Origin of the sequence: uncultured Kordia sp. (genome assembly GCF_947496985.1) — a bacterium.
Taxonomy (GTDB): domain Bacteria; phylum Bacteroidota; class Bacteroidia; order Flavobacteriales; family Flavobacteriaceae; genus Kordia.
Genome location: NZ_CANMEZ010000006.1, coordinates 176,753 through 200,694, shown reverse-complemented (window position 1 = coordinate 200,694; position 23,942 = coordinate 176,753). Strand labels below are relative to the sequence as shown.

25 protein-coding genes are annotated in these 23,942 nt (G+C 32.4%); 7 read left to right on the top strand and 18 right to left on the bottom strand.

Going from position 1 to position 23,942, the window contains the following annotated elements:
* Window positions 1–59 precede the first annotated feature (59 nt).
* The 5 genes from Q0828_RS16455 to Q0828_RS16435 all read right to left on the bottom strand — a co-directional run bounded on the left by Q0828_RS16455 (window position 60) and on the right by Q0828_RS16435 (window position 1,747).
* The gene (locus Q0828_RS16455; protein WP_298423486.1) at window positions 60–584 is read right to left on the bottom strand and encodes a hypothetical protein; all 525 of its coding nucleotides are present in this window, start codon (window positions 582–584) and stop codon (window positions 60–62) included.
* 103 nt (window positions 585–687) lie between these two features.
* A complete protein-coding gene (locus Q0828_RS16450; protein WP_298423483.1) occupies window positions 688–903 on the bottom strand; it encodes a hypothetical protein in 216 nt (71 codons plus the stop codon).
* A gap of 134 nt (window positions 904–1,037) precedes the next feature.
* Window positions 1,038–1,220 (bottom strand): hypothetical protein, encoded by a 183-nt coding sequence (locus Q0828_RS16445; RefSeq protein ID WP_298423480.1) that lies wholly within the window; start codon window positions 1,218–1,220, stop codon window positions 1,038–1,040.
* Window positions 1,221–1,251: 31 nt separating this feature from the next.
* The gene (locus tag Q0828_RS16440; RefSeq protein WP_298423477.1) at window positions 1,252–1,536 is read right to left on the bottom strand and encodes a hypothetical protein; all 285 of its coding nucleotides are present in this window, start codon (window positions 1,534–1,536) and stop codon (window positions 1,252–1,254) included.
* 25 nt (window positions 1,537–1,561) lie between these two features.
* A complete protein-coding gene (locus Q0828_RS16435) occupies window positions 1,562–1,747 on the bottom strand; it encodes a hypothetical protein (RefSeq protein WP_298423474.1) in 186 nt (61 codons plus the stop codon).
* Between the two features lie 171 nt (window positions 1,748–1,918).
* Here Q0828_RS16435 and Q0828_RS16430 point away from each other — a divergent pair, with 171 nt between their 5' ends.
* Window positions 1,919–3,778, top strand: a complete 1,860-nt coding sequence (locus tag Q0828_RS16430) for a hydrolase/aminopeptidase (RefSeq protein ID WP_298423471.1) — start codon at window positions 1,919–1,921, stop codon at window positions 3,776–3,778.
* A 295-nt stretch (window positions 3,779–4,073) separates the two neighbouring features.
* On the opposite strand, the gene Q0828_RS16425 is transcribed toward Q0828_RS16430, so the two are convergent.
* Window positions 4,074–5,012, bottom strand: coding sequence for a septum formation inhibitor Maf (locus Q0828_RS16425; RefSeq protein WP_298423469.1), 939 nt, complete (start codon window positions 5,010–5,012; stop codon window positions 4,074–4,076).
* Between the two features lie 310 nt (window positions 5,013–5,322).
* Here Q0828_RS16425 and Q0828_RS16420 point away from each other — a divergent pair, with 310 nt between their 5' ends.
* The gene (locus tag Q0828_RS16420) at window positions 5,323–7,887 is read left to right on the top strand and encodes a T9SS type A sorting domain-containing protein (protein WP_298423467.1); all 2,565 of its coding nucleotides are present in this window, start codon (window positions 5,323–5,325) and stop codon (window positions 7,885–7,887) included.
* Window positions 7,888–7,990: 103 nt separating this feature from the next.
* Here Q0828_RS16420 and Q0828_RS16415 read toward each other — a convergent pair whose 3' ends face one another.
* The 8 genes from Q0828_RS16415 to Q0828_RS16380 form a co-directional block, all read right to left on the bottom strand.
* The gene (locus tag Q0828_RS16415; RefSeq protein WP_298423465.1) at window positions 7,991–8,452 is read right to left on the bottom strand and encodes a VOC family protein; all 462 of its coding nucleotides are present in this window, start codon (window positions 8,450–8,452) and stop codon (window positions 7,991–7,993) included.
* 21 nt (window positions 8,453–8,473) lie between these two features.
* Complete coding sequence (locus Q0828_RS16410; protein ID WP_298423463.1) at window positions 8,474–9,040, bottom strand: hypothetical protein; 567 nt, start codon at window positions 9,038–9,040, stop codon at window positions 8,474–8,476.
* A 181-nt stretch (window positions 9,041–9,221) separates the two neighbouring features.
* Window positions 9,222–12,002, bottom strand: coding sequence for a CHAT domain-containing protein (locus Q0828_RS16405; RefSeq protein WP_298423461.1), 2,781 nt, complete (start codon window positions 12,000–12,002; stop codon window positions 9,222–9,224).
* A 228-nt stretch (window positions 12,003–12,230) separates the two neighbouring features.
* Complete coding sequence (locus Q0828_RS16400; RefSeq protein ID WP_298423459.1) at window positions 12,231–13,193, bottom strand: hemagglutinin protein; 963 nt, start codon at window positions 13,191–13,193, stop codon at window positions 12,231–12,233.
* A gap of 10 nt (window positions 13,194–13,203) precedes the next feature.
* Window positions 13,204–15,228 carry a hypothetical protein gene (locus tag Q0828_RS16395; protein ID WP_298423457.1) on the bottom strand — a complete coding sequence of 675 codons (2,025 nt, stop codon included), beginning with the start codon at window positions 15,226–15,228 and terminating at the stop codon, window positions 13,204–13,206.
* A 23-nt stretch (window positions 15,229–15,251) separates the two neighbouring features.
* Window positions 15,252–16,970 carry a T9SS type A sorting domain-containing protein gene (locus Q0828_RS16390; protein ID WP_298423455.1) on the bottom strand — a complete coding sequence of 573 codons (1,719 nt, stop codon included), beginning with the start codon at window positions 16,968–16,970 and terminating at the stop codon, window positions 15,252–15,254.
* A 20-nt stretch (window positions 16,971–16,990) separates the two neighbouring features.
* The gene (locus Q0828_RS16385; RefSeq protein ID WP_298423453.1) at window positions 16,991–17,542 is read right to left on the bottom strand and encodes a hypothetical protein; all 552 of its coding nucleotides are present in this window, start codon (window positions 17,540–17,542) and stop codon (window positions 16,991–16,993) included.
* A 10-nt stretch (window positions 17,543–17,552) separates the two neighbouring features.
* Window positions 17,553–18,320 carry a DUF4412 domain-containing protein gene (locus Q0828_RS16380; RefSeq protein WP_298423451.1) on the bottom strand — a complete coding sequence of 256 codons (768 nt, stop codon included), beginning with the start codon at window positions 18,318–18,320 and terminating at the stop codon, window positions 17,553–17,555.
* A 111-nt stretch (window positions 18,321–18,431) separates the two neighbouring features.
* Between Q0828_RS16380 and Q0828_RS16375 the strand changes: the two genes are divergently transcribed.
* On the top strand, window positions 18,432–18,971 hold the full coding sequence (locus tag Q0828_RS16375) for a sigma-70 family RNA polymerase sigma factor (protein ID WP_298423449.1): 540 nt from the start codon (window positions 18,432–18,434) through the stop codon (window positions 18,969–18,971).
* Window positions 18,972–18,974: 3 nt separating this feature from the next.
* The gene (locus Q0828_RS16370) at window positions 18,975–19,718 is read left to right on the top strand and encodes a hypothetical protein (protein ID WP_298423447.1); all 744 of its coding nucleotides are present in this window, start codon (window positions 18,975–18,977) and stop codon (window positions 19,716–19,718) included.
* 17 nt (window positions 19,719–19,735) lie between these two features.
* On the opposite strand, the gene Q0828_RS16365 is transcribed toward Q0828_RS16370, so the two are convergent.
* From Q0828_RS16365 to Q0828_RS16350, 4 genes are read right to left on the bottom strand one after another with little or no spacing between them, the layout of a single operon-like run.
* Complete coding sequence (locus Q0828_RS16365) at window positions 19,736–20,329, bottom strand: Maf family nucleotide pyrophosphatase (RefSeq protein ID WP_298423445.1); 594 nt, start codon at window positions 20,327–20,329, stop codon at window positions 19,736–19,738.
* Between the two features lie 3 nt (window positions 20,330–20,332).
* Window positions 20,333–21,235: a geranylgeranylglycerol-phosphate geranylgeranyltransferase gene (locus Q0828_RS16360; protein ID WP_298423444.1), complete on the bottom strand. Its 903-nt coding sequence runs from the start codon at window positions 21,233–21,235 to the stop codon at window positions 20,333–20,335.
* A gap of 12 nt (window positions 21,236–21,247) precedes the next feature.
* Entirely contained in the window at window positions 21,248–21,778 is a 531-nt protein-coding gene (locus Q0828_RS16355) for an HAD hydrolase family protein (RefSeq protein WP_298423443.1), read from the bottom strand.
* A complete protein-coding gene (locus Q0828_RS16350; protein WP_298423442.1) occupies window positions 21,768–22,523 on the bottom strand; it encodes a Rossmann-like and DUF2520 domain-containing protein in 756 nt (251 codons plus the stop codon). Before Q0828_RS16350 ends, Q0828_RS16355 begins: the two co-directional genes overlap by 11 nt.
* Before the next feature lie 171 nt (window positions 22,524–22,694).
* On the opposite strand from Q0828_RS16350, the gene Q0828_RS16345 reads away from it, so the two are divergent.
* Genes Q0828_RS16345 through Q0828_RS16335 form a run of 3 tightly spaced genes read left to right on the top strand, consistent with a single transcriptional unit; the run spans window position 22,695 to window position 23,854 of the window.
* Entirely contained in the window at window positions 22,695–22,979 is a 285-nt protein-coding gene (locus Q0828_RS16345) for a hypothetical protein (RefSeq protein ID WP_298423441.1), read from the top strand.
* Between the two features lie 45 nt (window positions 22,980–23,024).
* Window positions 23,025–23,465 carry a hypothetical protein gene (locus Q0828_RS16340; RefSeq protein WP_298423440.1) on the top strand — a complete coding sequence of 147 codons (441 nt, stop codon included), beginning with the start codon at window positions 23,025–23,027 and terminating at the stop codon, window positions 23,463–23,465.
* The gene (locus Q0828_RS16335) at window positions 23,462–23,854 is read left to right on the top strand and encodes a group III truncated hemoglobin (protein ID WP_298423439.1); all 393 of its coding nucleotides are present in this window, start codon (window positions 23,462–23,464) and stop codon (window positions 23,852–23,854) included. The genes Q0828_RS16340 and Q0828_RS16335 overlap by 4 nt, the downstream gene beginning before the upstream one ends.
* The last annotated feature ends 88 nt before the right edge of the window (window positions 23,855–23,942 follow it).

Genomic DNA, 23,942 nt, shown 5'->3' with positions numbered 1-23,942 from the left:
TCTTTAACTTTCGTCGAAATTTTATACCAAAACCAACAAGAATTTTAATCGCTTTTTTCTTATACAATTTCCCTTACTAATTCTATTTCACTATGTTCAGAATAATGAATCAACATCTCCGTTGCTTCTAGTAATTCTGGGTGTATATGTTTATCAAACTTTTTACTAGGCACAAACATAATTCTATCTGAATATACAATTTGATGCGTGTATCCTTTTTCAAGATTATAATCAGATGTGTTTTCAAGATCAATTTCTATAATTTCTTTGATACGAATACGCTTAATAATCTTCTTTTTGTCTTGTAAATCTTGATAGAAAGAGAAAAATGGAGAATTTATATAGTTATAGGTAATGATTCCAATGAACACCAATAGAACAATAATAAAACCGATAGCTCCTTGACCAATTAATGTTCCAGACATACCTGCATTGCTAGCATTTCTACTAAAAAAATGTACAGGAATTGTACATGCAGCTATCACAAACAATATTGGCCAAATTCCACTAAAGAGAAAGCTTTTTAGGTTCTTTTTGTATTTCATTCTGATTAGTGTCAATTCGTCTTCTGTTAAATTTCGCATGAGTTTAGTTTTTATGTTACGACGAATAGGAGCATTTTTTTAAATTCATTACCCAATAATAACATAAGAAAAAGCGAACCGAAGTTCGCTTCTAAGATAAATTTTAACTTCCAATAGGCGTTGCAATTGAGGTTGCTACATAGCAACAACGAATGAAATTACCTTGTCTGTCAACTAATTTTCCATTAGCTCTACTTTGTGGAATACAAAAACTAGTAACTGGAACACATTTAAATAATGGAAGACCTCCCAAAAGTTTTGCTTGTTCTTTTTTGTTCAATGTTTGAACTCCTTTAGCATTTAAAATCTTTTTTAACATGATAAAAAATTATGGTTAATAATATTTATGTTCTTTAAAGTGTTTATTGTTACCTAGTTTTTGTTATCTTTTTAAGTGAGTATCAAAAAAAGCGAACCGAAGTTCGCTTTGTGTGTAAAAATAAATTGTATAGCTTAACAGCATCTCGTTCTAATACGACTTTCCGGAAACGGACAATCGAGCCAATAACAAGTTCCTACTTGTTCAGAATAACACAATCTATTATTAGAGTTTTGTCCGCCAATAGGAATTGAATCCTGCATTTTCGAAATAGACTTTTTATTGAGCTGTAAGCTTTTTAAATTTCTTTTTTTCATGGTTCTTATTTTACTGATTTGCATAATTTTTTTAGCAACCACCACCGTTTGGCATTGATTCCATACAATCTTCCCAAGCGCAAGAATTGTTAGAACCACAATTGGCTTGTGTTTGGCAGTTGTTTGTGTTGTTACCGCCATTTCCACCAGGGAAAGGACAATAGCAATCGCTCATAAAATCAGGATCTCTAGATGGGCAATCTTGCCAATAGCAAGAACCATTTTGAGATTGGTATCCACCTTTTGTGGATGTTTTTTCTAAGTTTGAAATAGATTTCTTGTTTAACTGTAAACTTTTAAATTCTCTTTTTTTCATATGTGTATATTTAATAAATTAATGATTAGTAGCATGCATAACATTGACCGTTATACCATTGAATTCCCCATCCAAAGCATTGTGATTGTGGCCATCCGATAGGAATTCCTCCTGTTCCTCCACAAAATCTACCTTTTCCACCATTCATAGCTTTTTGTGTGTCTTTGTCTAACTTTTTTACTCCGTTGAGATTTGAAATGTTTTTTAACATGATTATATTTTTTTGGTTAATGATGAAAAATTAAGAAAAAGGATTGAAAGGTTGTTACGGAAACACCGTATTTATAAGTAGATACAGTTATTACAATTTTCGGGTATTCTCAATAATTTGTGTAGCTTTGAGAAGAATCACATTTAACTTAATTATACGCATCCTATTTTTATGAATATTTTAAAGAATACTGCTTTTTTACTGCTTACACTTTTAATAGTAAGTTGTTCAACTACCAAAAAAGAAAAGAAAACTATACCAACGTATGCTAATGATACACATTCATATGCCAAACCTAATGAGGCTGTTGCTAAACACTTACAATTAGATATTAACGTAAATTTTGATAAAAAAAATATTTCAGGAACAGCAACATATACTATAGAAAACTATGTAGGTACTGAAATAGTATTTGATGCGAAGAATTTAAAAATCCAGAAAGCAACAGTTGATGGGAATGAAGTGAAGTATACGCTTGGCGCGAATGATGCCGTATTGGGACAAGCATTAACGATTCCTATTTCAGCAAGTTCGAAAGAAGTAGCCATTACTTACGAAACTACTGATAAAACAGAAGCATTACAGTTTTTAAATCCACAACAAACTGCTGATAAAGAACATCCATTTTTATTAACTCAAGGACAAGCTATTTTAACACGAACTTGGATTCCTATTCAAGATAGTCCGCAAATTCGCTTAACATATAATGCGAATGTACAGGTGCCAAAAGACTTACTTGCAATTATGAGTGCAGAAAATCCAAAAGCTAAAAATGAAAATGGTCAGTATAGTTTTAAAATGAAACAACCTATATCACCATATTTAATTGCTTTAGCAGTTGGTGATTTGGTGTACAAAGAAATCAGCCCGAGAACTGGTGTATATGCCGAAAAATCAATGATAGACAAAGTTCATTACGAATTTGCCGATATGGAAAAAATGGTAAATGCTGCTGAAAGTCTATATGGAGCATATGCTTGGGACCAATTTGATGTTGTAGTATTACCGCCAAGTTTTCCGTTTGGAGGAATGGAAAATCCACGTTTAACCTTTGCAACACCAACAGTTATTGCAGGTGATAGAAGCTTAACAAGTTTGGTAGCACACGAATTGGCACATTCATGGTCTGGAAATTTAGTAACGAATGCTACTTGGAATGATTTCTGGTTGAATGAAGGTTTTACAGTATACTTTGAAATGCGTATCATGGAAGCTTTATATGGAAAAGAATATGCAAACATGCTAGCTTCTATTGGTAGACAAGATTTAGCAGAAGAAATAGAAAACTTCAAAAATCAGCCAGAAGCAACACATTTAAAACTCGATTTGAAAGGGAAAAACCCTGATGACGGAATGAATAGCATTGCCTACGATAAAGGATATTTATTCTTAAGAACCTTAGAGGTAACAGTTGGACGTGCTAAAATGGACGTTTTCTTAAAAGAATATTTTAACAAGAATGCATTTTCTACAATGACTACAGAAAAATTCATTGATTATCTAAATACTGAATTATTACAAAAAAATAATATAGATTTTAATGTAGATAATTGGGTTTACAAAGCAGGAATTCCTAAGAATGCTGTCAAGATACAATCGGATAAATTTCAAAAAGTAGAAGAAGCAATTGAACAATGGGAAAAGGGAACAATTAAGGAAGAAGAATTGTGCAAGAAAAACTGGAACATTCAACAAAAAATTCACTTTATCAGAAATATTCCTGTAGGAATTTCATTAGAAAAATTCACAAAGTTGGATACTGCATGTAATTTTTCAAATGCGACAAATTCTTATATCGCTATGGTTTGGTTTGAACAAGCCATCAATCATGATTATCATGCAAATAATGTTGATACACATATAGATAATTTTTTAATGACAGTTGGTCGTCGCTGGTATGTGTCAACTTTATACAAAGCATTCAAACGTAATAACCGATTGGAAGATGCAAAGCGTATATATGAAAAAGCACGTCCAAACTATCATTCAGTCACTGTAAATACTATCGATGCTATGTTGGAAGTTTACTAAAACATTGAAAAATTTAATGAATGATTAAAAAAGGATCTCGTTCATCAACTGGATTAATTCAAAATTGAGTTTCACAAAAAAAGAAGAAAGGATAAAATAAGGGCATATTTTATCCTTTTCTAAATGAGATATCTAAGCCAAGCAGGTTAAGCGTGGAATATGACTTAAATATGTTTAGTAAATAATTTATCAGATTATTACACTTAAATATCGTGAAATTTTAGCATTTTCAGTTACGGTTTTACCATATAACCGCTATTTGATTGCTATTGACTAAAGGCTTATTTTGTAGGATTTATAAACCTAATTCTTTACGTAAAATGCTGTCTTTAGCACTATTTTTTGACCAATACGGCGTTTTTAACTGTTTGATCTTTGTTGCTTTAGTGGTTAATGTTTTTGCATTAGTTCCATAACCGCTTGTTGAAGTTTCTGTCCATCCTAAAATATCGTATGGAAAGCTATTGTTGAATGAAATTTCTAATTTTCTGTTCAATTTTGAGTAGTTTAACGTATACAAAGAAGCTTTACCAATTTTAGTTAATGTTGCGGTAGCTTCATATGTTTTTAAAGGAATATGTTTCATGCGTAAAACTTCAAATGCAGGAATGATTTGGTTTGTTCCCAGAGGCAATTTTGAAGGGTCAATTCTGAGTTTTGTCCATAATTCATCTTCTAAAATAGCTTTGTCAATTGAAAATTCTTGATCTGATTCACTTTCAAAATAAGAATACGATTGTACTTCAAATTTCGCTCTATTGTTGAGCTGCGTAAAAATATGTCCACACCATTCCTGCATGGACGAAGTTATTTTTATTGCGTGTTTATTATTGCTCACAGGAAAAAATGTACTTGTCATAACACTATATGGATAAATTCCAGTGTAGAATTTTTTAGTATTGTTCAATTTTAAAATGGGAACATTATTTGTGCGATGCTGATCAGCTTTTACTTGTTTTGTAGGATTGAAATCTTCTGTCACATAAATCAATACTGATTTTCCTTTATGAATTTCTCCATAACGGGATTGTTCTAACTCAAAAGAAGTCAATTCAGCAGTTCCGCTATACCAATACTTTTTAAACTCATCAGAAGTTTCTTGTGCAGTACTTTCTTCAGCGGTTGCTTGGATGGCAGTAGGCGTTTTTGTGTCGTTTTTAACATTGGAACAAGCAATAATAGTTCCCACAATGGTAAGTCCAACTAATATAAGATGTCTTGAGATCGCTTTCATGGTTTTTTTATAAAGATATTTAAAAACGATGATACTGCCATATGCTTTAACACAGTATAAAAGATTTGATGGATTTTATAGAGTATCAAAATGATTCCAACTGCTAAGTCTTTATGAGAATTTTCAGATAATTCACGGAATTGAAGTAGTAATTCACTGAATTCCAACAGGCTTTCATTGACATGTGTTGTTTTTGCTTGTTGTTTTGTTTAGGTAGTTAATAAGCATTCAAAACAACTAAAAAACGGGTGTCATCCGAAAAGCCTAAAAAAGAATAGAGTAGGAATTAATATTATAAATTATTTTAATCATGAAACAAATTATTACGATGGTGATATTCCTTTTTTGTATAGGGAATACTAACTATGTTTTTTCTCAGGTAACTGATGATAAAGCAATGGCAGCACACGAAAAAAGAGTTAAAACTTACATTGAAACAAATCTTGCGAAACCTATACCGCAAGCCGAATTAGAAAAGTTCATAAGTAACTTTAATCATGGAGAACATGAATTAGCTTTTGGAAAACTATCTAAAGCAGCACAAGATGTTCATATTCAATCGTATAAAAAAGGATATTTAAGGTATAAATACTTTGTAGAAAATCCAAAAGAACGAGAATTGTACAAAGCAGCACCTGCATCTTTATGTGAAAACGGTGATTTTGAATTAGGAAACTTTGATTTTTATGAAGGAGAATCTGCGTTTGGAAGTTCAGGAGGTTATAAAGTTGGTGAATGTGAAGCAATACCAGTAACTGGTTTTGGAAGTTACAATTGGGTTCCTGATACTATGAGTAATCCAAATGTAGATAACTTTATGATTGTAAGTCAAGGATATGACCCTATTGTGTTACAAAGTGGAGCGCAATTAAATATGGTACACTCAGGAATGTATGCAGCAAGAATTAACAGTCCAAAAAAATTAGTGAATCCAACTTCCCCTATTGGAGCTTGTAGACCAGATCATGGAATTAATAGATTAATAAAAACAGTTACGCTTAGTAAAGCAGGAACACAAACAATCTTATTTACCTATGCTTTGGTATCTGAATTTCCAGATCATCCTGGACAAAATCCATTTTTTATTGCACGTGCTTTGGATGCAAATCAAACTGAGTTTGACAGAATTTGTGTAATCTCAAATCCAAATAATAATCCATTTTTTAATAGAATTAAACCAACTCCTAACGGTTGTAGTAATTTACGTGATGTTTTATGGAAAGATTGGACTTGTGCTGAGTTAGAAGTTTCTGGAAATGTAGGTGATGTAATTACTTTAGAATTTATTATGACTGATTGTGGCGCAGGTGCTCATTATGGATATGCATATGTAGATGATATTTGTATAGAAAGCTGTATTGGAGGACCAGAAGGAAGTATTGATATTAATCCATTAGACCCTTGTCAAGAATTACCTTTTGATGTATGTGGTACATTTGAATTACCTGTGTTTGAAGGCGTGCAAGGAACCGTAAATAGTATTACCTTAGACATTCTTCAAAATGGTTCTGTAGTTAATACTTTAGTAAATCCGACAATAACAGGAAATACATACTGTTTTAATGTAACAGCAAATGATTTCGGTACTCAAACTGGCGGATATGATTTTAGAGCAAATGCGGAATTTAATATAGCTAACGGAATACAGCAAACTAGTGAAACACATACAACGCCAGGAAGTAATAACGATTTTATTTTTGACAATCCTGATTGTTGTAAAATAGAAGCCAATGCTACAAATATTGTGTGTGACGATCAAGGAACTCCAGATCCTAGTGATGATACTTGGTCTTTTGATCTTACAGTAACAAGCTCTACAAACACTGGATTCTGGGTAGCAAATGGCATACTAACTCAGTCTGTGGCTTATGGAAATACGGTAACTGTTCCAATGGGTAATATCTTAAATTATAACGCTTCCGTCGATGTTACTATTTTTGATAAGGAAGATAATGACTGTAAAACTATAATTACTATAAATGTACCTGAAGCTTGTTCTGAACAAGAATGTACATTAGAAGTGTTAACTTCTGTAGGTTCGTGTAATGATAATGGGACTCCTAATGATCCAAGTGACGATTACTATAATATTATATTAGATGTCTTTAACACACAAGGAGAACCATGGATGGTACTTAATAGTAATATGAATGTTATTTATTTTGGAAATGGAGATGAGAATAATGTAGATCTTGGTAATAATTATCTTGTATCTAATCAAGTAGAATGGTTTTGGGTTAAATTAAATAATGATCCTGAATGTTTTGTAGATGTTTCTGTACTAGCGCCAGAATCGTGTAATTTCTCTTGTAATATAAGTGCTAATGTTGTTACAAGTGATTGTAATGATAATGGGACTCCTAATGATCCAAGTGACGATTATTACTATATTACTGTTGACGTATTAGGAACAAATGGAGTGGCTTGGCAATTGATTGGTTATCCAAATTATCAACAAATATCATATACAGGGACAGGAAATACAACAGGTATACAATTTGGGCCAATTAGTATAAATGATCCTTCTTGGGTAATGTATATTTCGCCAACTGGTGTAGTTGATTCAAGTTGTCGTAGGTATGAGACGACTGTTTTTGCACCAAAATGTTCTGAGAGAGATCCTAAAAAGAGAGTGTCTATTACACCAAACCCAAATAAAGGACAAATGAACATTCAGGTAGATACGAATGGTGATTCGCCAATTGAATTAAACATTTATAGAATAGATGGTTTATTAGTGAAAACAATTAAAAAAGAAAAAGTAAATACTAAAGTTTTAGATTTTGATGTATCACTAGATTTGCCAAAAGGTTTCTATCTATTTAATTTTATAACAAATCAAGGAACAATTACAAAAAGAGTTATTATTGAATAAGCAATAATCATTCAAATTTGAAAATACAATATGGTGGGATTAGCTATTTAGATAGTTAATTCCATCTTTTTTATAAAATAATACTATATAGTTATGATGTTCCTTATTGATCTTTTATCTGAAGCCATTCTTCATAGGTAACGACTCGTTTTTCTGAATCAGGTTTAGTTTTGCCAGGTAAAACTCCAATGAATTCAAGTTCATGTCCATCTGGATCACTGAAATATATAGATATTGCTGGCATCCAACAAAACACCATTGGTTGTTCTTTTTCGTTCTGTAAAAAATTCCAACATGTTATATTACGAGACTTTAGAAAATTGACAGATTCATGTAAAATCCATTCAGGCTCACATTCAAAAGCAAAATGACGAATATCAATCTCTTCTTTTGGTTTTTCCCATAAACCGAGCATAAACCGTTTATCTTCTCCAATCCAAAAAAAGGCTGTTCTACGTTCTGCTCCAAAACGACATAGTTTCAATCCGAGTGCCTTTGAATAAAACTCAATTGAGCGTTCAAGGTCTTCAACAAATAAATGAGTTTCATAAAGTCCTTTAATCATATCTGTTTTTATTTTTTCAAATTATACGAATTGTTGTTGATTGTTATTTTTCCACTTCTTAATTCCATTTCCAAGAATTAGGAAAACGATGCCAATGAAGAAACCTTTTACCAACGCATTGATTTGCCTATTATTTAGTATAAAATCTGTGTAGCTACTATTATAATAATCTCTATGAAAACTAGCTACAGCTATAACAAGATATTCAAAAATCCAACCTACGTTCATAAATAAGGTGATAAAAAATACAATATAAATTCTCTTTCCAATGTTTTTACTCAGAAGTATCAATGGAAAAACACAATTTAATAGAAGCATTAACCCATATGCCCAAGCATATGGACCTGTAGCTCTTTCCAGAAATGCATATTTTTCTGAATATGGAAATATGAGTAAGAGTAGCCAACTAATACAAGTTATAACACAGTAAATAATTACAATCCATCGTATAAGTTCTAAGGATATTTTAGTTTCTATTTTTTCTTTAAAAATGAGTCTTACTAGAATAATTAATGCAATACCTATAAAAATATTTCCGATAATATTTTTCCCAATAAACATTGGTACTTCTGCGATTTGATCAATCATTTGGTTTTGATTTACGGTATAATGTGTAAGTTTCTAGTTATGTTGACTAAAAGCTAAATTAATAAATAAAACCAGAGTTTTGAAGAACTTGTAGTATTTCTCCAATAGTCACAAAGCAAACAACAAATTATAGATGTTGTTAGAAGTGATTTTTAATTTTTAGATTTATTTCGTTTAAGAGTTAAAATAACTTCAATGTATTGGTTTTAATTCTTCTAACGACAATAATTGCAATGATAATAGCTACTAATAAAGACATTACAATAATGAAAGATGTGCATGAATTTTCCATAAGAATAGGTGTTGGATCGCCATGTAATACAAAACCAGCCCAATAGAATGGAAGCTGAAAATTGGCGTCAGTTGTTGTTTTAAGATACTTTAGCTTTGCGTTTCGTAATGCCATTGATTTTGATTGCCCATCTTTTAAATTTTGATAGAAATCAACCATGATTTTTTGTGTTACATTATCAGGAACTTCCCATAAACTCGCTAAAGTGGACGGAACACCTGCCAAGGTAAATGCTCTGTTTAATGAAACCATACCTTTGGACGAATCTAAGATGCCTTTTCCTGTATTACAAGCACTTAAAACTGCTAAATCAGCATTTAAATGCAATCCGTATAATTCTTCCAAATACATTTTAGAATCGATGCCATTTTCATTGAATACTAAGTGACTCAATTCTGGAATTTCGTTATTGATATTGGCATGCATGGCAAGATGAATAATTTTTGCTTCACGCGAATAGGTAATGAAATTGTCTTTGGTAGCTAAAACAGATTCAAACAATCGACTAGGAAAGATAGCAGCCAACGATTTGGATTCATTTTCTGCTCCAAGTAAGCGGTAATTCTGATCTCGGAAAGCAATTCCTTCCGCAGTTGTTACTTCAGTTTCATATGTTGGCGTAAATACAATGATTTCGTCATTTTTAATGCCTTGATTGGCGTGTTTTGTATGGTTTACAAATACTAAATGTGTCGCATAATTGATCATTGCTTCTTCAATTAAATACGATTCTTGATTTGTAATTAAGGTTTCAAAAGGTAAATAATGTAGGGCTTGATCAGGAATGATTGTAAGTTCCGAGAACTGATTGATATCAAAAGGAAATAGAGTCGTAAACAAGCTGTTTGCCATTGTTTTATTTTCTCCTTGTTCACTAATTTGATTATAATAGGTTTCTACCGCAGTCAATATGTTTTTTGAAGCATCTAATTCATAAAAACGAATATCACCTTTCGTGATTTTAAATACAAATAGCCGTTTTCCAATCTTTTTATACTTTACAATTACTTTATGGATTGGCATGCTTTTTTGAATAGCCTTGATGTCAAAACGATCAAAAGCAAAGTTTGCAATCTCTGGAAACTCTTGTTTTAGTGTTTCCAATTGTTGTGCTAACTTTTTATTGTAGTCAAAAATGGTAGTAGTATCTTTCCTGCGTTTAGCAGCGACCAATGCTTTTCTAATAGTTTGTTCTTGTTGCAATATATCATCAGAAACCTTGGAACCATTCAACAATCTGCTTTGACGAAATTTCTTCCAAGCCAATCTGTTTTCGATCATTTCCATGCTGTTCAATAATGCATCTAGTTTAAATTCATGGTGACCATAACCTAATTTTTTGAGTTTTAATATTCCACCAATTGCAGTTTGGTAATACTTTGTGAGTTTGTCATTAAACAATTCTTCACGATAACAGTTTTCAAACTGTATTAAACCTAATCTATACATTTTCGCGCCAAGAGAAAGTACAGTTGCATCTTTAGGATATTTTTTAATGATTTTATCTGCCATTTCTACTAACAAACCAGTTTCATTTAGATCGTAACTTGGGACAAAATTAGAAAAATCTGGTTTTAAAATATCCTCTCCATGATGAATTGCCGCAATTGACTTCTTTAAAGTTTGAACAGCTTCTTCTTTTCGATCCAACGCAAGTAAAACAGAAGTTTTCTCAGCTTCAAAATAGGAGTGAAATTCATCTTTCTCAGCGATACTTCCTAATAAGGAGTTTAATAAGGTTAAGGCTTTTTGCGGCTTGTTTTGGAAGGTAAACGCTTTCACCTGATTAAATTTGAATTGAAACAAATGCGTTTTATATTTCTGTTGATTTAAGTTTTGTAGTGCTTTGTTTAGGTAGTAATGCGCCATATCGCAATCGCTAGCAGTAACAGTATCTTTTCGTAAATAAAAATCGCCTAACATATTTAAACTAACAGCGTACATGCGTTTTTCTGGAGTATTGAGTCGTTTTTGACTTAGTCGTTGAATTTTCTCAGTGGCATACGAGATATCTTTTGCTGTCAAAACAGATTTCTTATTGATAATTTCAATCGCTTTGTAATGAAAAAGCACCGGTTTAGAAACTTCTTTCGGATCGCTTACCATGTTATTTTTATGCTCTTTATATAATGATTCCGCTTTGGCAAGATGATTTTTTGCTTCATCAATAAAGCCCAAACGTGCAACTGAACCTGCAATATCTGCATATATTGAAATTAAGTAATCGTAATTCGGGTTTACGACACTTTCCATTAATAATGCTGCTTTTTTAGAGCTTTCGTATGATGTTATGTATGCGCTTAATTCATATTCTGAAAAAGCACGTTCATAATACAATTCGGCTTTAAAATTGAGTCCTTTATCAGAAGATGGACATAAAGAAATTGCTTTGTTGTAAGAAGCAATCGACACATCAAAACGTTTTATATAATATTCGGAAGCGCCTTTGTAAAAGTAAAGTTGTGCACTAGACATACTATCTAATTGTGTTACATCTTTAGCAAGTGTATCAATAGCTTTTTCAGCGTAAGCTAACGATTCTTTATACTGACCTGCATTGTATACTTCTTTGGTCGTATTGAGCATCGTTTTTACGGTTTCTTGCGCATACAGAATTTGCGACGAAGAAAAGAAACATGAAATAATAATACAGAGTATAATTTTTTTCACTTACTGAGTTATTTTAGGGAATCTCATCCAATTTACATAAAGTTACCTGAACCACATGCAATTTATTTGTGAGATTGCACTTTTGATGTATGAATGGCGTTAAATTTTATATGAACGGTAAATGAATCGTATGTGTTTGATTCACAACCGTCCATAAGTATAACAATTCGAAACGTAAAAATCCGACATTGCTAGTTTTTAATAATAGGAACTGTTTTATACTATAATTTAGTTTTCAGGTAATTGTTCTTGTATTTGATAGGTGCTAAAGTTTAGAAAATTTCCTGGATGCGCTAATATGTTTTGAAGAATTAAAGGAGAATCTGGTTCGGTTCCTGTGTATTGTGTTTTACCATCCATATTAATATCATGAATGTTATATCCGTTCACGACATATGTTGGGAAATTGAGGAAATTACCTGAGTCATTTAATACTTCTGATAAAATGCTAGGAACATCTGGATTAGTCCCAGAATATTGTATAATGTCATCTCCATTTACATTTCCTGTCCAAAGTGCCATAACATTATTTGCTAGTTGTACTTGTGCATTAGATCCAAAAGTTGAGAACATGCTATCTGTAAAATTGACTATAGTTGTGGTAGCTTCGGAAAGTGTAATTGGATTCGCAGACATTACACTCAAATGATTACGATGTTTCATAACTACATGGTGATTGCCAGGTGCTACATTTAATACCAATGTAGAGCTGCCGTCTAATGCTACGACATCTCCATCACGTTGTAATAATGCTGATCTTGATGTTACTATTTTTAAAGTATCATTTTCTTGTCTTAACTCTATCCAAACCCAATCTACAATAGCATTGCTGCCTGTCACGGTAAATACGGAAGCATCTACAGTAGCATTATCTGCATAAGGACTTGTAGTTGGGATGTAATTATTTGAGCGCAAAGCATCATTCATTAAACCAGCACTACTTGGGTTTACTAAAGGGCCTTGTAAAAAAACAATTGGGCTTATTTTAATTTTAAAATTTGGAGTTATGAAACCTTCAGAAACTTGAAAGCTTCCAGAGCGTTCCTGAATGTTAGTTTCACCAATACTATAGATTAGTTGTAAATTAGAAACTGTACTTGATGCGCCTCCAGAATCTAAGGAACTTCGTTCTAAAATTTGACTAAAACCAATACTACTGCACAATAAAACGATGAATTTTAAATATTTCATAATCTTGTTTTTAATATGTGTAATGTATTCTAACTTGTTGAATGGCTGTGTCGGAGGTTCCAGACCAAGAACCGCCTGAAACGGGTTTAATACGGACATAATACGCTCTATACGTACTAGAATTAAATCCTGAGATAGGAAAATTTACATTGTTTGCTGTAGCAATTCGGTTTGCAGGACTGTAACTGTCAGTATTTAATTGAGTTCCAGCCACAAAAAAGGATTGTGTACTATTGTTAGAAGCATTAAATTGTTGAAATCCGATACTAAATTCTAATGCGGTTCCTGTAGTTGTATTTGAGTCTGTATAAATAAATTCTACAGTAGTTATGGTAGCATCTTTTGGAAATTGTATAGGAGCGTAAATTTCTGATACATCACCTGGTACGTCAATATAAGCACCATCAATTCTATGTCTAGTCATGGTAATACCACCAACTATATTTTCTTTATTAAAATCAAAAGGGCTAATGACTAAAATTTCACTTTTTTCGGTAGTTGTTGCTAAAAGATTTCCACTTGCATCAACACTAACATTACGTGTACCTGTTCCTGTTAAATTATCAATATTCACGACTCCAGAGTTCATTATTTTAAAGGCTGTATTTCTATTAGAAAGACTACCATTTCCAACCATAAACTTTGCGTTGCTATCATCTACATTAAAGGAACCTAGCGCAGTTGAACCCGTACCTGAGGCTATTGTGTCATCACCAAGAGCAGTGGAAGCTACGCCAGAAGCAGTAGTATCCCAACCAAGTGCAGTTGCGTAGCTTCCAGATGCTTCGCTATCTAATCCCATTGCTGTCGAAATTAAACCTGTAGCTTGTGTATCATGACCAGATGCAAAAGATCTATTACCAGAAGCCCTTGTATTAAGTCCAAAAGCAGCTGCGTAATTCCCTGAAGTACCAAGTACAGTTGATGATATAGTACTAGTAGAAAAATCAACAGCATTAAAACCAATATTTCCATAATTGTTTGCATCTTGTCCAATCAATCGCCAACCATTTCCATTACCTTCATCGAGTTGTTCTAATCCAGTACTAACAGTTCCTGAGTTGGCATCTACATAAGCTTTTGTGACTAAAGCATTAGGTTGTGTAATGTCAGCCACAGCTAAATCATTTGCAATGATATTTCCGTCAGATTTTACACTCAATATATTTTTCCTTGTTGCATCATTGCTACCGTTTCCAATGATAAGCAATGCGTCGGTTTCAACTTCATTCCATTTTCCTAATACCGTTTGCGCATTAATTTGATTGCTAGATATATTTCCAGAACCAGCAACTAAAGAGTTAGAACCATTGACTGTATTTTGACTTCCCAAAACTAAAGCGTTTGAACCAGCAACTTGATTATTTACACCAAAAGCAGTCGAAGCAACTCCATTTGCCGTATTGTTTCTTCCGCCTGCAAATGAATATAATCCGCGATTTGCATCATTCCATTGTGTTCCATCAACTGCGCCAGCTCTAAATGCCACTTTCGTTTTATCGAAAAATAAGCGACTGTCTAAATTGATATTGTTTTCATCTTCAGTACTTGTGCTTCCTACTACAAAATCTGCATTTGTATTTGCTGCTGTAATTCTATTTGATGCGGATTCTGAAAAAGGACTCACATCTCCTGTCGGACTTACCGTTTCTGCATGTAATGCGTACGGAACTGTTTTGAATTCGGTTGTCCCAAAATCAACAAAACCACTTCCCGTATCAATTTCTGTTTTTACAAAATGTGTGTCAAATCCCCAATTTATGGTTTGAAAATCTCCTGAAATATTTACACCTTCACCAATATTTACAATTACAATTCCGTTTGCATTTGTTGTGGTTGTGTGCGACTCTTTATAAACTTCATTTATAGCCATATTGCCTTCCAGTATAGTAAACTGAACTAGGATTGCTTGGTTTGCTAATGGAGTTCCGTTATTGTTCGTAATGACAGCCTTATAGTTGATGCCACGTGTTTGTGAAAAGCTAGTTCCAGTAGAAAAAATCATTAGAAAGAGCAATAAATATCTTGTTTTCATTTGTGAGTTCATGTTAATGATTGTTATTCTTTAATGATTTTTTTAGTGATTACTTTATTCTCAGTCTGTATATTCAAAATGTAAACGCCTTTAGCAAGATCTCTAACATCAATTATATTGTTCTGTTTGTCAAAATTGAAAGTCATTTTTTGCCCTCTTACATTGTATAGTTTTACCGATTTTATAGTATGGTCATTAGAAAAATTAATTTTTAATGTTGAAGATGTTGGGTTTGGGTAGATAGAAATTTTTTCCTCCTCTATAATTTCAATACTCAATGTGTTGTCTGATATTTTCCATAATTCAGATCCTTTAGCTACGTTGTTAATTTCAAAAGAAGCGCTTATATATAAGCTTTCATTAAAGATAATAGGCCTAAGAAAATCAGTACCTACATCTGTTGCCGTTGTGTTTGGTGGTGAAATTTTTATTGGAGTGTTCATCAAGTCATATACATATAGGTTTCCTAATGTTGCATTACTAAAATCATTCGTAGTAAAGAAAATCTTGTTATTGTGACCAATAAAATAGTTGTATTGATTCATAGAGTTTCCAGAAGTATTTAAATCGCTAATCATATTAGTACCAGAAGCCGTTCCATCACTCTCCCAAGGTTCTATGTTGTCTGCAATATTTCCTCCGTTAAAACTGTCAGTAGCTTTAAAGTATAATTTGTTCTGGAATACATAAAAAGTTTGTTGTGTACCATCTCCTATGGGAATAGACCATTGGTTTCCTGTTGAATTTATATCTAAAAGCATTTCAGTACCTAACTCAGTTCCATCTGTAAGCCAGATTTCTCTGCCATGAATGCCATCGTCTGCTAAAAAATATAACCTACTGTTAAATTCAGTGAATTTTGCATGGCTTCCAATGCCTCCTGAAGCTCCAGGGTTGATATCTTTTACAAGTATAGTTCCAGCCAGTGTACCATCGGTTTGCCAGAGTTCATCACCATGTGTATTATCTTCTACATGAAAATACACAATGTTATTAAAAACTGTCATTTCTCTTGGAAACGAATTGGAAGAACCAGGATTAATATCTTTAACTAATGTTGTACCAGCTTGTGTACCGTCTGTTTTCCATAATTCTCTCCCTAAATTAGCTCCATTTGAGTTTCTACCTTCAAAGATTAAAGAATTATTATAGATACATATATCAGATTCTATCTGAGAACTAAACCACATTTGAGCTAATGTTGAAATGGGTTTTGTACCAGTATAGGTTCCATCAGATTCATACAGATACGTATTAGAAGTTCCAGGTTCATCTGCTATAAATACAATTTTATTGTTAAAGATTGTAAAAGGTTGGTAGCCTGAAACTACTCCATCTCCAACACCAGTTAAAATGTCTTTAACTATTACTGTACCTGCTTCAGTACCATCTGTTTTCCATAACTCTCTACCTTCAGCACTGGTTTTGGCAGTAAAAAACAATTCACCATTTAACACAGTTAATCGCCTAGGATCTCCACTATTTTGCTGAAAAAAACTTGTGCCTGTATATAGGTCTTTAACTAATGTTGTACCAGCTTGTGTACCGTCTGTTTTCCATAATTCTCTACCAGAATTATCATTAAAGGCATTAAAGTAAATTTCTCCATTAAATTCTACAAAACTATGTGGAGAAGAGTCTCCATTGGAATTAGGGTTTATTTCTAATTCTTCAAAGTCATATTGTGCATTTACAATATAACCTGTTAGACAAAAGATTAGAAAGAGTAGTGTTTTTTTCATAGTGTTTAATTTTTAAGGCGTTATTTTCTTCTAGATTGGTTTACCGTAAATTCAACTTTTACGTTTGTTGTAATTGTTTTTTTAGATCCATCATCCATACGAATTCTGAGTGTAGCAGTGTCTTCAAAATTACCTGAAACGGTTCTTCTTTTTTTGACAATTCCTTCTTTCCAATCACTCACTTTTGTAATATTTGTAGTTGTACAACCCGTAAAATCGCCATCAATACGTTTGTAACTTTTACTATTATTCAGGTCAATGAAATTAATGCTTCCACAACCTGAAGTGCTTGATTTTGGTTGGTGCTTCCCATTAGTGGCTTCTCCCAAAAAATAGCGATTGATATAGTGAATTTGAAAACCGTCTGTTGTCATTAACTTGGAAGCGTTTACATTGCATGTGCCTTCAAAAAACTCAATGTTAGCCTGACTTGCATAATTTCCTTTTTCAGGATAAAATGTATGCGTGCCTTTTAATGGGCCATCGCTAAATGTTACTGTAATGAAGTGTTTTTTTTCTGTGGTAAAACAGAATGCAGTTAGAATGCATATGAATAAGAATAGTTTTTTCATGAGTTTGTTTTTACATTGACGTATAAGCGTTTGCGTCTATTTTTATATTCGTATTTGTATCTAGTTTAATGACTTTCATGGAACTCTTCTCGTTGTTGCCTTCAAACTGTAACTCCATCACAAATCCTTCAAACGGACCATTTTCTTTCATGCCTAAAATTGGAATGAATTTCCCTTGTATTGGAAAATCTGTAGTAACCCAAGCATGTACTTTTCCACCTTCATTCTCATAGAAATATTCGTAACAGGTATAGCCAAGAATCTTTTTTGTTTTTCCAGTTTTGACCAAATCACTTTTTTGTGGCACTTTTGAGGTATAATCAATGCTTCCCATTTCTTCTTTAGAAACTTTTTTCTTGATTTTCATGCCAGGCATACTCATAAACATTGTACTTGAGTTTGGTGTAATTACGGCATATACTTCTCCAGCAGAAGCATCTTCTTCTGTATTTAATTTCATGCACATGAGATTTGAATTTTTACTATCAAACAGAAAATCAAGTTGAGCTTTTTCATTTCCTTTAGTTTCAATTTCTACCGTTATGCTTTGATTGAAGGTGTATGAATCGTTACTTTTTTTTGCGTTTTTTTGTTCCTTCTTCTTGTTGCCTAACATATTGTCAAGCATTTTATCAGCCGCTTTTTCAGCTTCTTCCATTGCTTTTTGTTCTGCTTTGTTTTCTACTTTTTCCTGAATGCGTTTTAATAGTTGTGCATGACTTGTTTGACACGCAAAAAACAGAGCAATACACAGACTTATTTTAAAAATTGTTTTCATCGTTATTAGGTTTCATTTCCTCTTTATATATTTACGTTGGAAAAGGTTAACACGGAAGTGAAATAAAATTTTAAATCATAGTGTTAACCTTTTGTTTTGAGTTCAGACTAAATGGAAAAACAACAAGTAGATTTACAAACCCGACTGCGCAATGATGATAAAAAAGCGTTGGAAGAAGTGTATCTCAATTATAAAGATGCTTTTGTGAATTATGGATTGCGTTTTCAGTTAGATCGAGAAGATTTAATTGATGTATATCAAGATAGTGTCATTGCGATGTATCAAAATTTTACCCAAAAACAAACAGAATTAAACGGAAGCAGTTTAAAAACTTATTTGTTTAGTATTGGGAAACATAAAATTTACGATCGTTTAAAAGAGCAAAAACAATTGGTTGGAGCTGTTGTGGTTGAAGATGATTATGAAGAAATAGAGTTGACCGAAAGTATTTTGTCTGAAGAACAACTACAGTTACGAAAATATTTTGGACATTTAGGAGAAAGCTGTCAGCACATTTTACGATTGTTTTATTATCGTGGATTAAGTATTAAAGAGATTGTATCGCAGACACAATATAAAGATGAAAATACAGTAAAGAGTCATAAATCAAGGTGTTTGAAGAAGTTGATAACGCTGATAAAGAAAGATTGATTGATGGAAAAAGATGAATTGATTCAGAAATATATTCACGGACGTTTAAACGAAACTGAAAAGGGAAAATTTGATGCTTTGCTAAAAAATGATCCTGAGTTTGTAAAAGCTGTGGCTGAATTTAAAAACGTTCAAGCTGCTATTAGTTCCCATGAAAAGGACGAACTCAAATCACAATTGCAACAACTTGAAGCTATACAGGAAAATACAACTATTACAGTAAAACCTTCTCGAAACTACAAACGTTTGGCAATTGCGATAGGTTTAATTTTATTTTTCGGATTGATAGGAAATTATTTTATTCAACTAGGAAATAGTAATGAAACCTTATATGCTACATATTTTGAACCGTATCCAAATGCATTGGCACCTGTAAAACGAAGTAACGATGTTTCCAGTACGTTAACGGATGCTTTGTATGCGTATGAAATAGAAGATTACACGCTAGCAATAGAAAAATTTGAAGAGGTTTCAGATATAAATGAAATACAAAAAACAGAAATTTCATTTTACAAAGCCATGAGTTTCTTGAATTTAGGAAATGAAGAAGAAGCAATTTCTATATTGAGAAGCATCAAACATGATACAACAAGATTTTCTCCACAAATTTATTGGTATGGCGCATTAATTCATATAAAACTTAATGAAAACGAGAAAGCCTTAAAAGCCTTGAAATATATGGACAATCAGAATATGTCGTTTAAAAGTAAAGAACGAGAGATTTTGAAAGAAAAAATAGGTAAGTAGTATTTATTAAACTTCAATCAAAACAAAGTTTCAATTTCTGAAAATACTTTATATACTAAATGTGTTGGTAAGCCAACTACATTAGCATAAGAACCTTCAATTCGTGCAACTTTTGTATAACCAATCCATTCCTGAATTCCGTACGCGCCAGCTTTATCAAATGGTTTGAAGTTGTTTACATAATACCAAATTTCATCATCTGTCATGTCTTCAAAAGTAACTTTTGTAACTTCATGCACTACTTTTTGAGAAGTTGCCGTTGTAAAGCAAACTGACGTAATTACTTCATGACTTTTTCCGCTCATGACTTTAATCATATCAAATGCTTCTTGCGCATCTTTTGGTTTTGCAAGTGAAACACCTTCGTGCCAAACCACTGTATCTGAAGTAACTAATATTTCGTTTTCTTTTAAATCATTTATAAAAACAGATGCTTTCAATTTTGCTAAATAATCTGAAATTTCATGATGTTGTAAATGATCAGGATATACTTCATCCACCGATTTCAACCTGATTTCAAATGTTAAGCCTAAATCTTTAAAAAACTGTTGCCTTCTTGGCGAACCAGAAGCTAAAATGATATGATATATTGAAGAAAGTTTGTCTAACATAATTTAAAATAAAGGATCAAAATAATAAAATACAAGGACAGATAGTATTCCAAACAGCATGATTATTTTTAATATAAAAGAAAGTATTCTATATTCCCATTTTGTATCTGCTTGCCATACCTTAATGATAAAGTAGAGTAGAGGTAAGAGTAAAGTTAGTAATGCATACACGGTTGTAATGGTTTTTCCTTGCATGTATTCACTAATCACATAGAGAATAAAAATAATGAGCATTCCTGCTAAAACAGCAACAATTTTATTGACTCTATTTCTACCTAAAACAATAGAAAGTGTTTTCATATTAGCATTGTAATCACCATTTACATCTTCATTGTCTTTTACCAATTCACGTATGAGATTGATTAAGAAGGCAAAACTTGCGTAGATAAGTAATACGCTGATTATAAGTTCGTTTCTGAATAAGTTGTTTTTTGTGAAAATTGGAAACGCTAAAATCAAAATACTTGAAGCAACTAAAAGTGATACGACAATATTTCCAATGAGGGCTATCTTTTTTAAGTATTTTGAATATAGAAATAGAAGCGAAGCAATTGCAAAAAAGATGGTAGTATTTTCAGGTAAACTAATCCCACCAACATAGATTGCGAGACCAATTCCCACGAAAGTGAACATAAAATAAAGAAGAAAAGCGTTCTTTTTAGTGATGAAAGTATCAATAAAAACTTTATGAGGTTTATTGATACGATCTGTTTCTACATCATAAATATCGTTGATGATATTTCCGCCTGCGGCAATGCAAACAGTAGCTAAAACTAAACAGAAAAACCTAAGTGAATCTAATGAATAACTTGCATATGGATTGATTAAAAAAAACTTAAATAAATATTGCGTCAAGGCAATCATGACCAAGTTTGGGAAGCGAATAAGTTGTAAAAACTTTGCCATGAATTTTATTGTTTAATCGTACTTAGCATCAAAATTATCATCCCATTTTCCTTGTACTTTCATTACTTGACGAATAACATCACGAGCGGCACCTTTTCCTCCATCAACATGTGAAATGTATTTACAAATTTCCAATACTTCGTACGCGGCATCTTGTGGGCAAGTTGATAAGCCAACACGTTTTAACACAGGAATATCAGGAATATCATCACCCATGTACAACACGTTTTCAAGCTTTACATTTTTCTTTGCAATGTACTCATCTAGTTGCTCTATTTTTTGATGCGCGCCTAAGTAAATATCTGTAATACCTAAACCTTGTAAACGCTTGCGAACACCTTCATTTGTTCCACCGGAAATGATACATACATTATATCCATTTACAACAGCAGATTTTAATGCATATCCATCTTTTATGTTCATGCGACGAAGCATTTCGCCTGAAGAAGTTACGGTAACTGTTCCATCTGTCAATACACCATCAACATCAAAAATAAAGGTGTTAATGTGGTTTAAATATTCTTTATAGCTTTTATCTTCCATACGTTTTTGCAATTGATTGTGTGAGCAAGGTATATATTTCTTTATGAATGTCTTTATCTAATTTTTCTAAATGACTGTCAATCGTTTTCTGATCGCCACGTTTTGCCGGACCAGTTTGTGCCATATATGGCGTTAGTGTATTGATTTTATCTGCTGTTTCTTGAATGAGTGGGCTCAATATTTCAAAAGGAACATTGTTCGTTTCGCAAATTTCATGAGCAATTCTGTATAGATGATTGCTAAAGTTATTTACAAAAACAGCCGAAACATGCAAAGCGCGTCGTTGCTCTGAACTAATTTTGTATGAATTACTTCCAATGGCATCGGCAATAGATTTAAGTGTTTTAAAATCAGCTTTTTCACCACTTTCCAAACAGATTGGAATACCAGAAAAATCAACGTGAACACCTTTTGTAAACGTTTGCAATGGATAAAATACACCGCGTCTGTTCTTTTTGTGTAATTCGTGCATGTGTACACTTCCAGAAGTATGTGCTACCAAACGATCTGTAAACGGTAATTTGTTGGCAATACTTGTAATGGCGTCATCTGCAACGGCAATTATATAAATATCTGCTTCCGCAAGATTTTTCAAACTTGTTGTTGTTGGAACATCGCTAAAGTAAGATAACGCTTTTTTCGATCTGTTATACACTTGAACAACATTTAGCATTTCAGCAGCCTGAAACACATTGTATATATGTTGCGCAATATTTCCAGCGCCTAAAATGACGATTTTTATCATGCTGCTAAAATAGTAACACTTTACGGTTTTTGAAACTTTAACTCGGTACTTTTAGTGCGATTTGAACTAAATAACTCTAGAATTTTATAACAAACTTTCCAAATATGATATATATCATGAAAAAAAATAGTGAGAGTGCGGACATTTGTCAGGAACAAAACCCATAACAAAATGATACTATATACAAAATACTATAACGAGTTTCAAGATAAATACACCATGTATATTCCATTGACAATTATTCTACAAAGTTGCATCGGAGGAATTGCAGCGATGTATATTTTAATGAATGGATTAGACACTGTTTCAGGGTTAATACAATTATTCTTATGTACAATACTTACTTCGTTTTACAATGCTGCTATTTTAGCTCAGCTGAAAGAAAAATGGGTGTTTAATATGTTGATTTTGAGTTTGCTAATAAATATTTCGTTTATTGTTTTCAATGCAATGTAATACGTAGTATTACACAAAAGTTCACACCTTAAAACAAGTTCTATAATGTGGAATTTTCTAAAAGCACACAAATACCTAGTCACATTGATTTGGTTAGGAATGGTATTGGCAATAAGTTTTATGGAAGCTCCCTTAAAATTTCAATCTGAATTAGTAGACACGCGTATTGGCGTAAGTATAGGACGAATTATATTCACAACGCTCAATAGAATAGAAATTGTCTTTTTAACTCTATTTACACTATTAACGATGACTTCTGGTAATTTTAAAAGAAGTTATTTATTACATGTTTTAATAGCAATTATTGGAATTCAAACGTTTTTATTACTACCTTTCTTAGATCAGAGAGCATTAGAAATAGTACAAGGACAACCTGTAGAAGATTCAATTTTACATATCAATTATATATTGTTAGAAATCATCAAAGTAATTGTATTATTGTGGATAAGTGTGTACAACATAAAAAAACAAGCAAGCCGCAAATGAAACATGACATTCAAAATAGAGCAGACGTACATGTATTAGTCACCACATTTTATGCTAAAATTAGAAAAGATGAATTATTAGGCCCTATTTTTAATGCAAAAATTAAAGATTGGCCACATCATTTGGAACATCTAACGGATTTTTGGGAAACCAATCTATTCTTTGTAGCTAAATACAAAGGAAATCCTTTAGAAAAGCATGCCGAAGTTGATGCTGCTGAAAATAATTCAATTACAGAACTTCATTTTGGAGTTTGGTTAAATTATTGGATGCAAACGCTAGAAGAACTCTTTGATGGCGAAAAAGCAAACATGGCAAAAAATAGAGCTCGTAAAATGGGAACATTTATGTATATAAAAATATTTCAGGCGAGAAGTATTACACAATAAAACCTGCATACTATTTTCCTAATTCATATAAACAATACTTACAATTTTTTATAACTTGCTTCCCGAATTTAGATAGTAACTATAATGC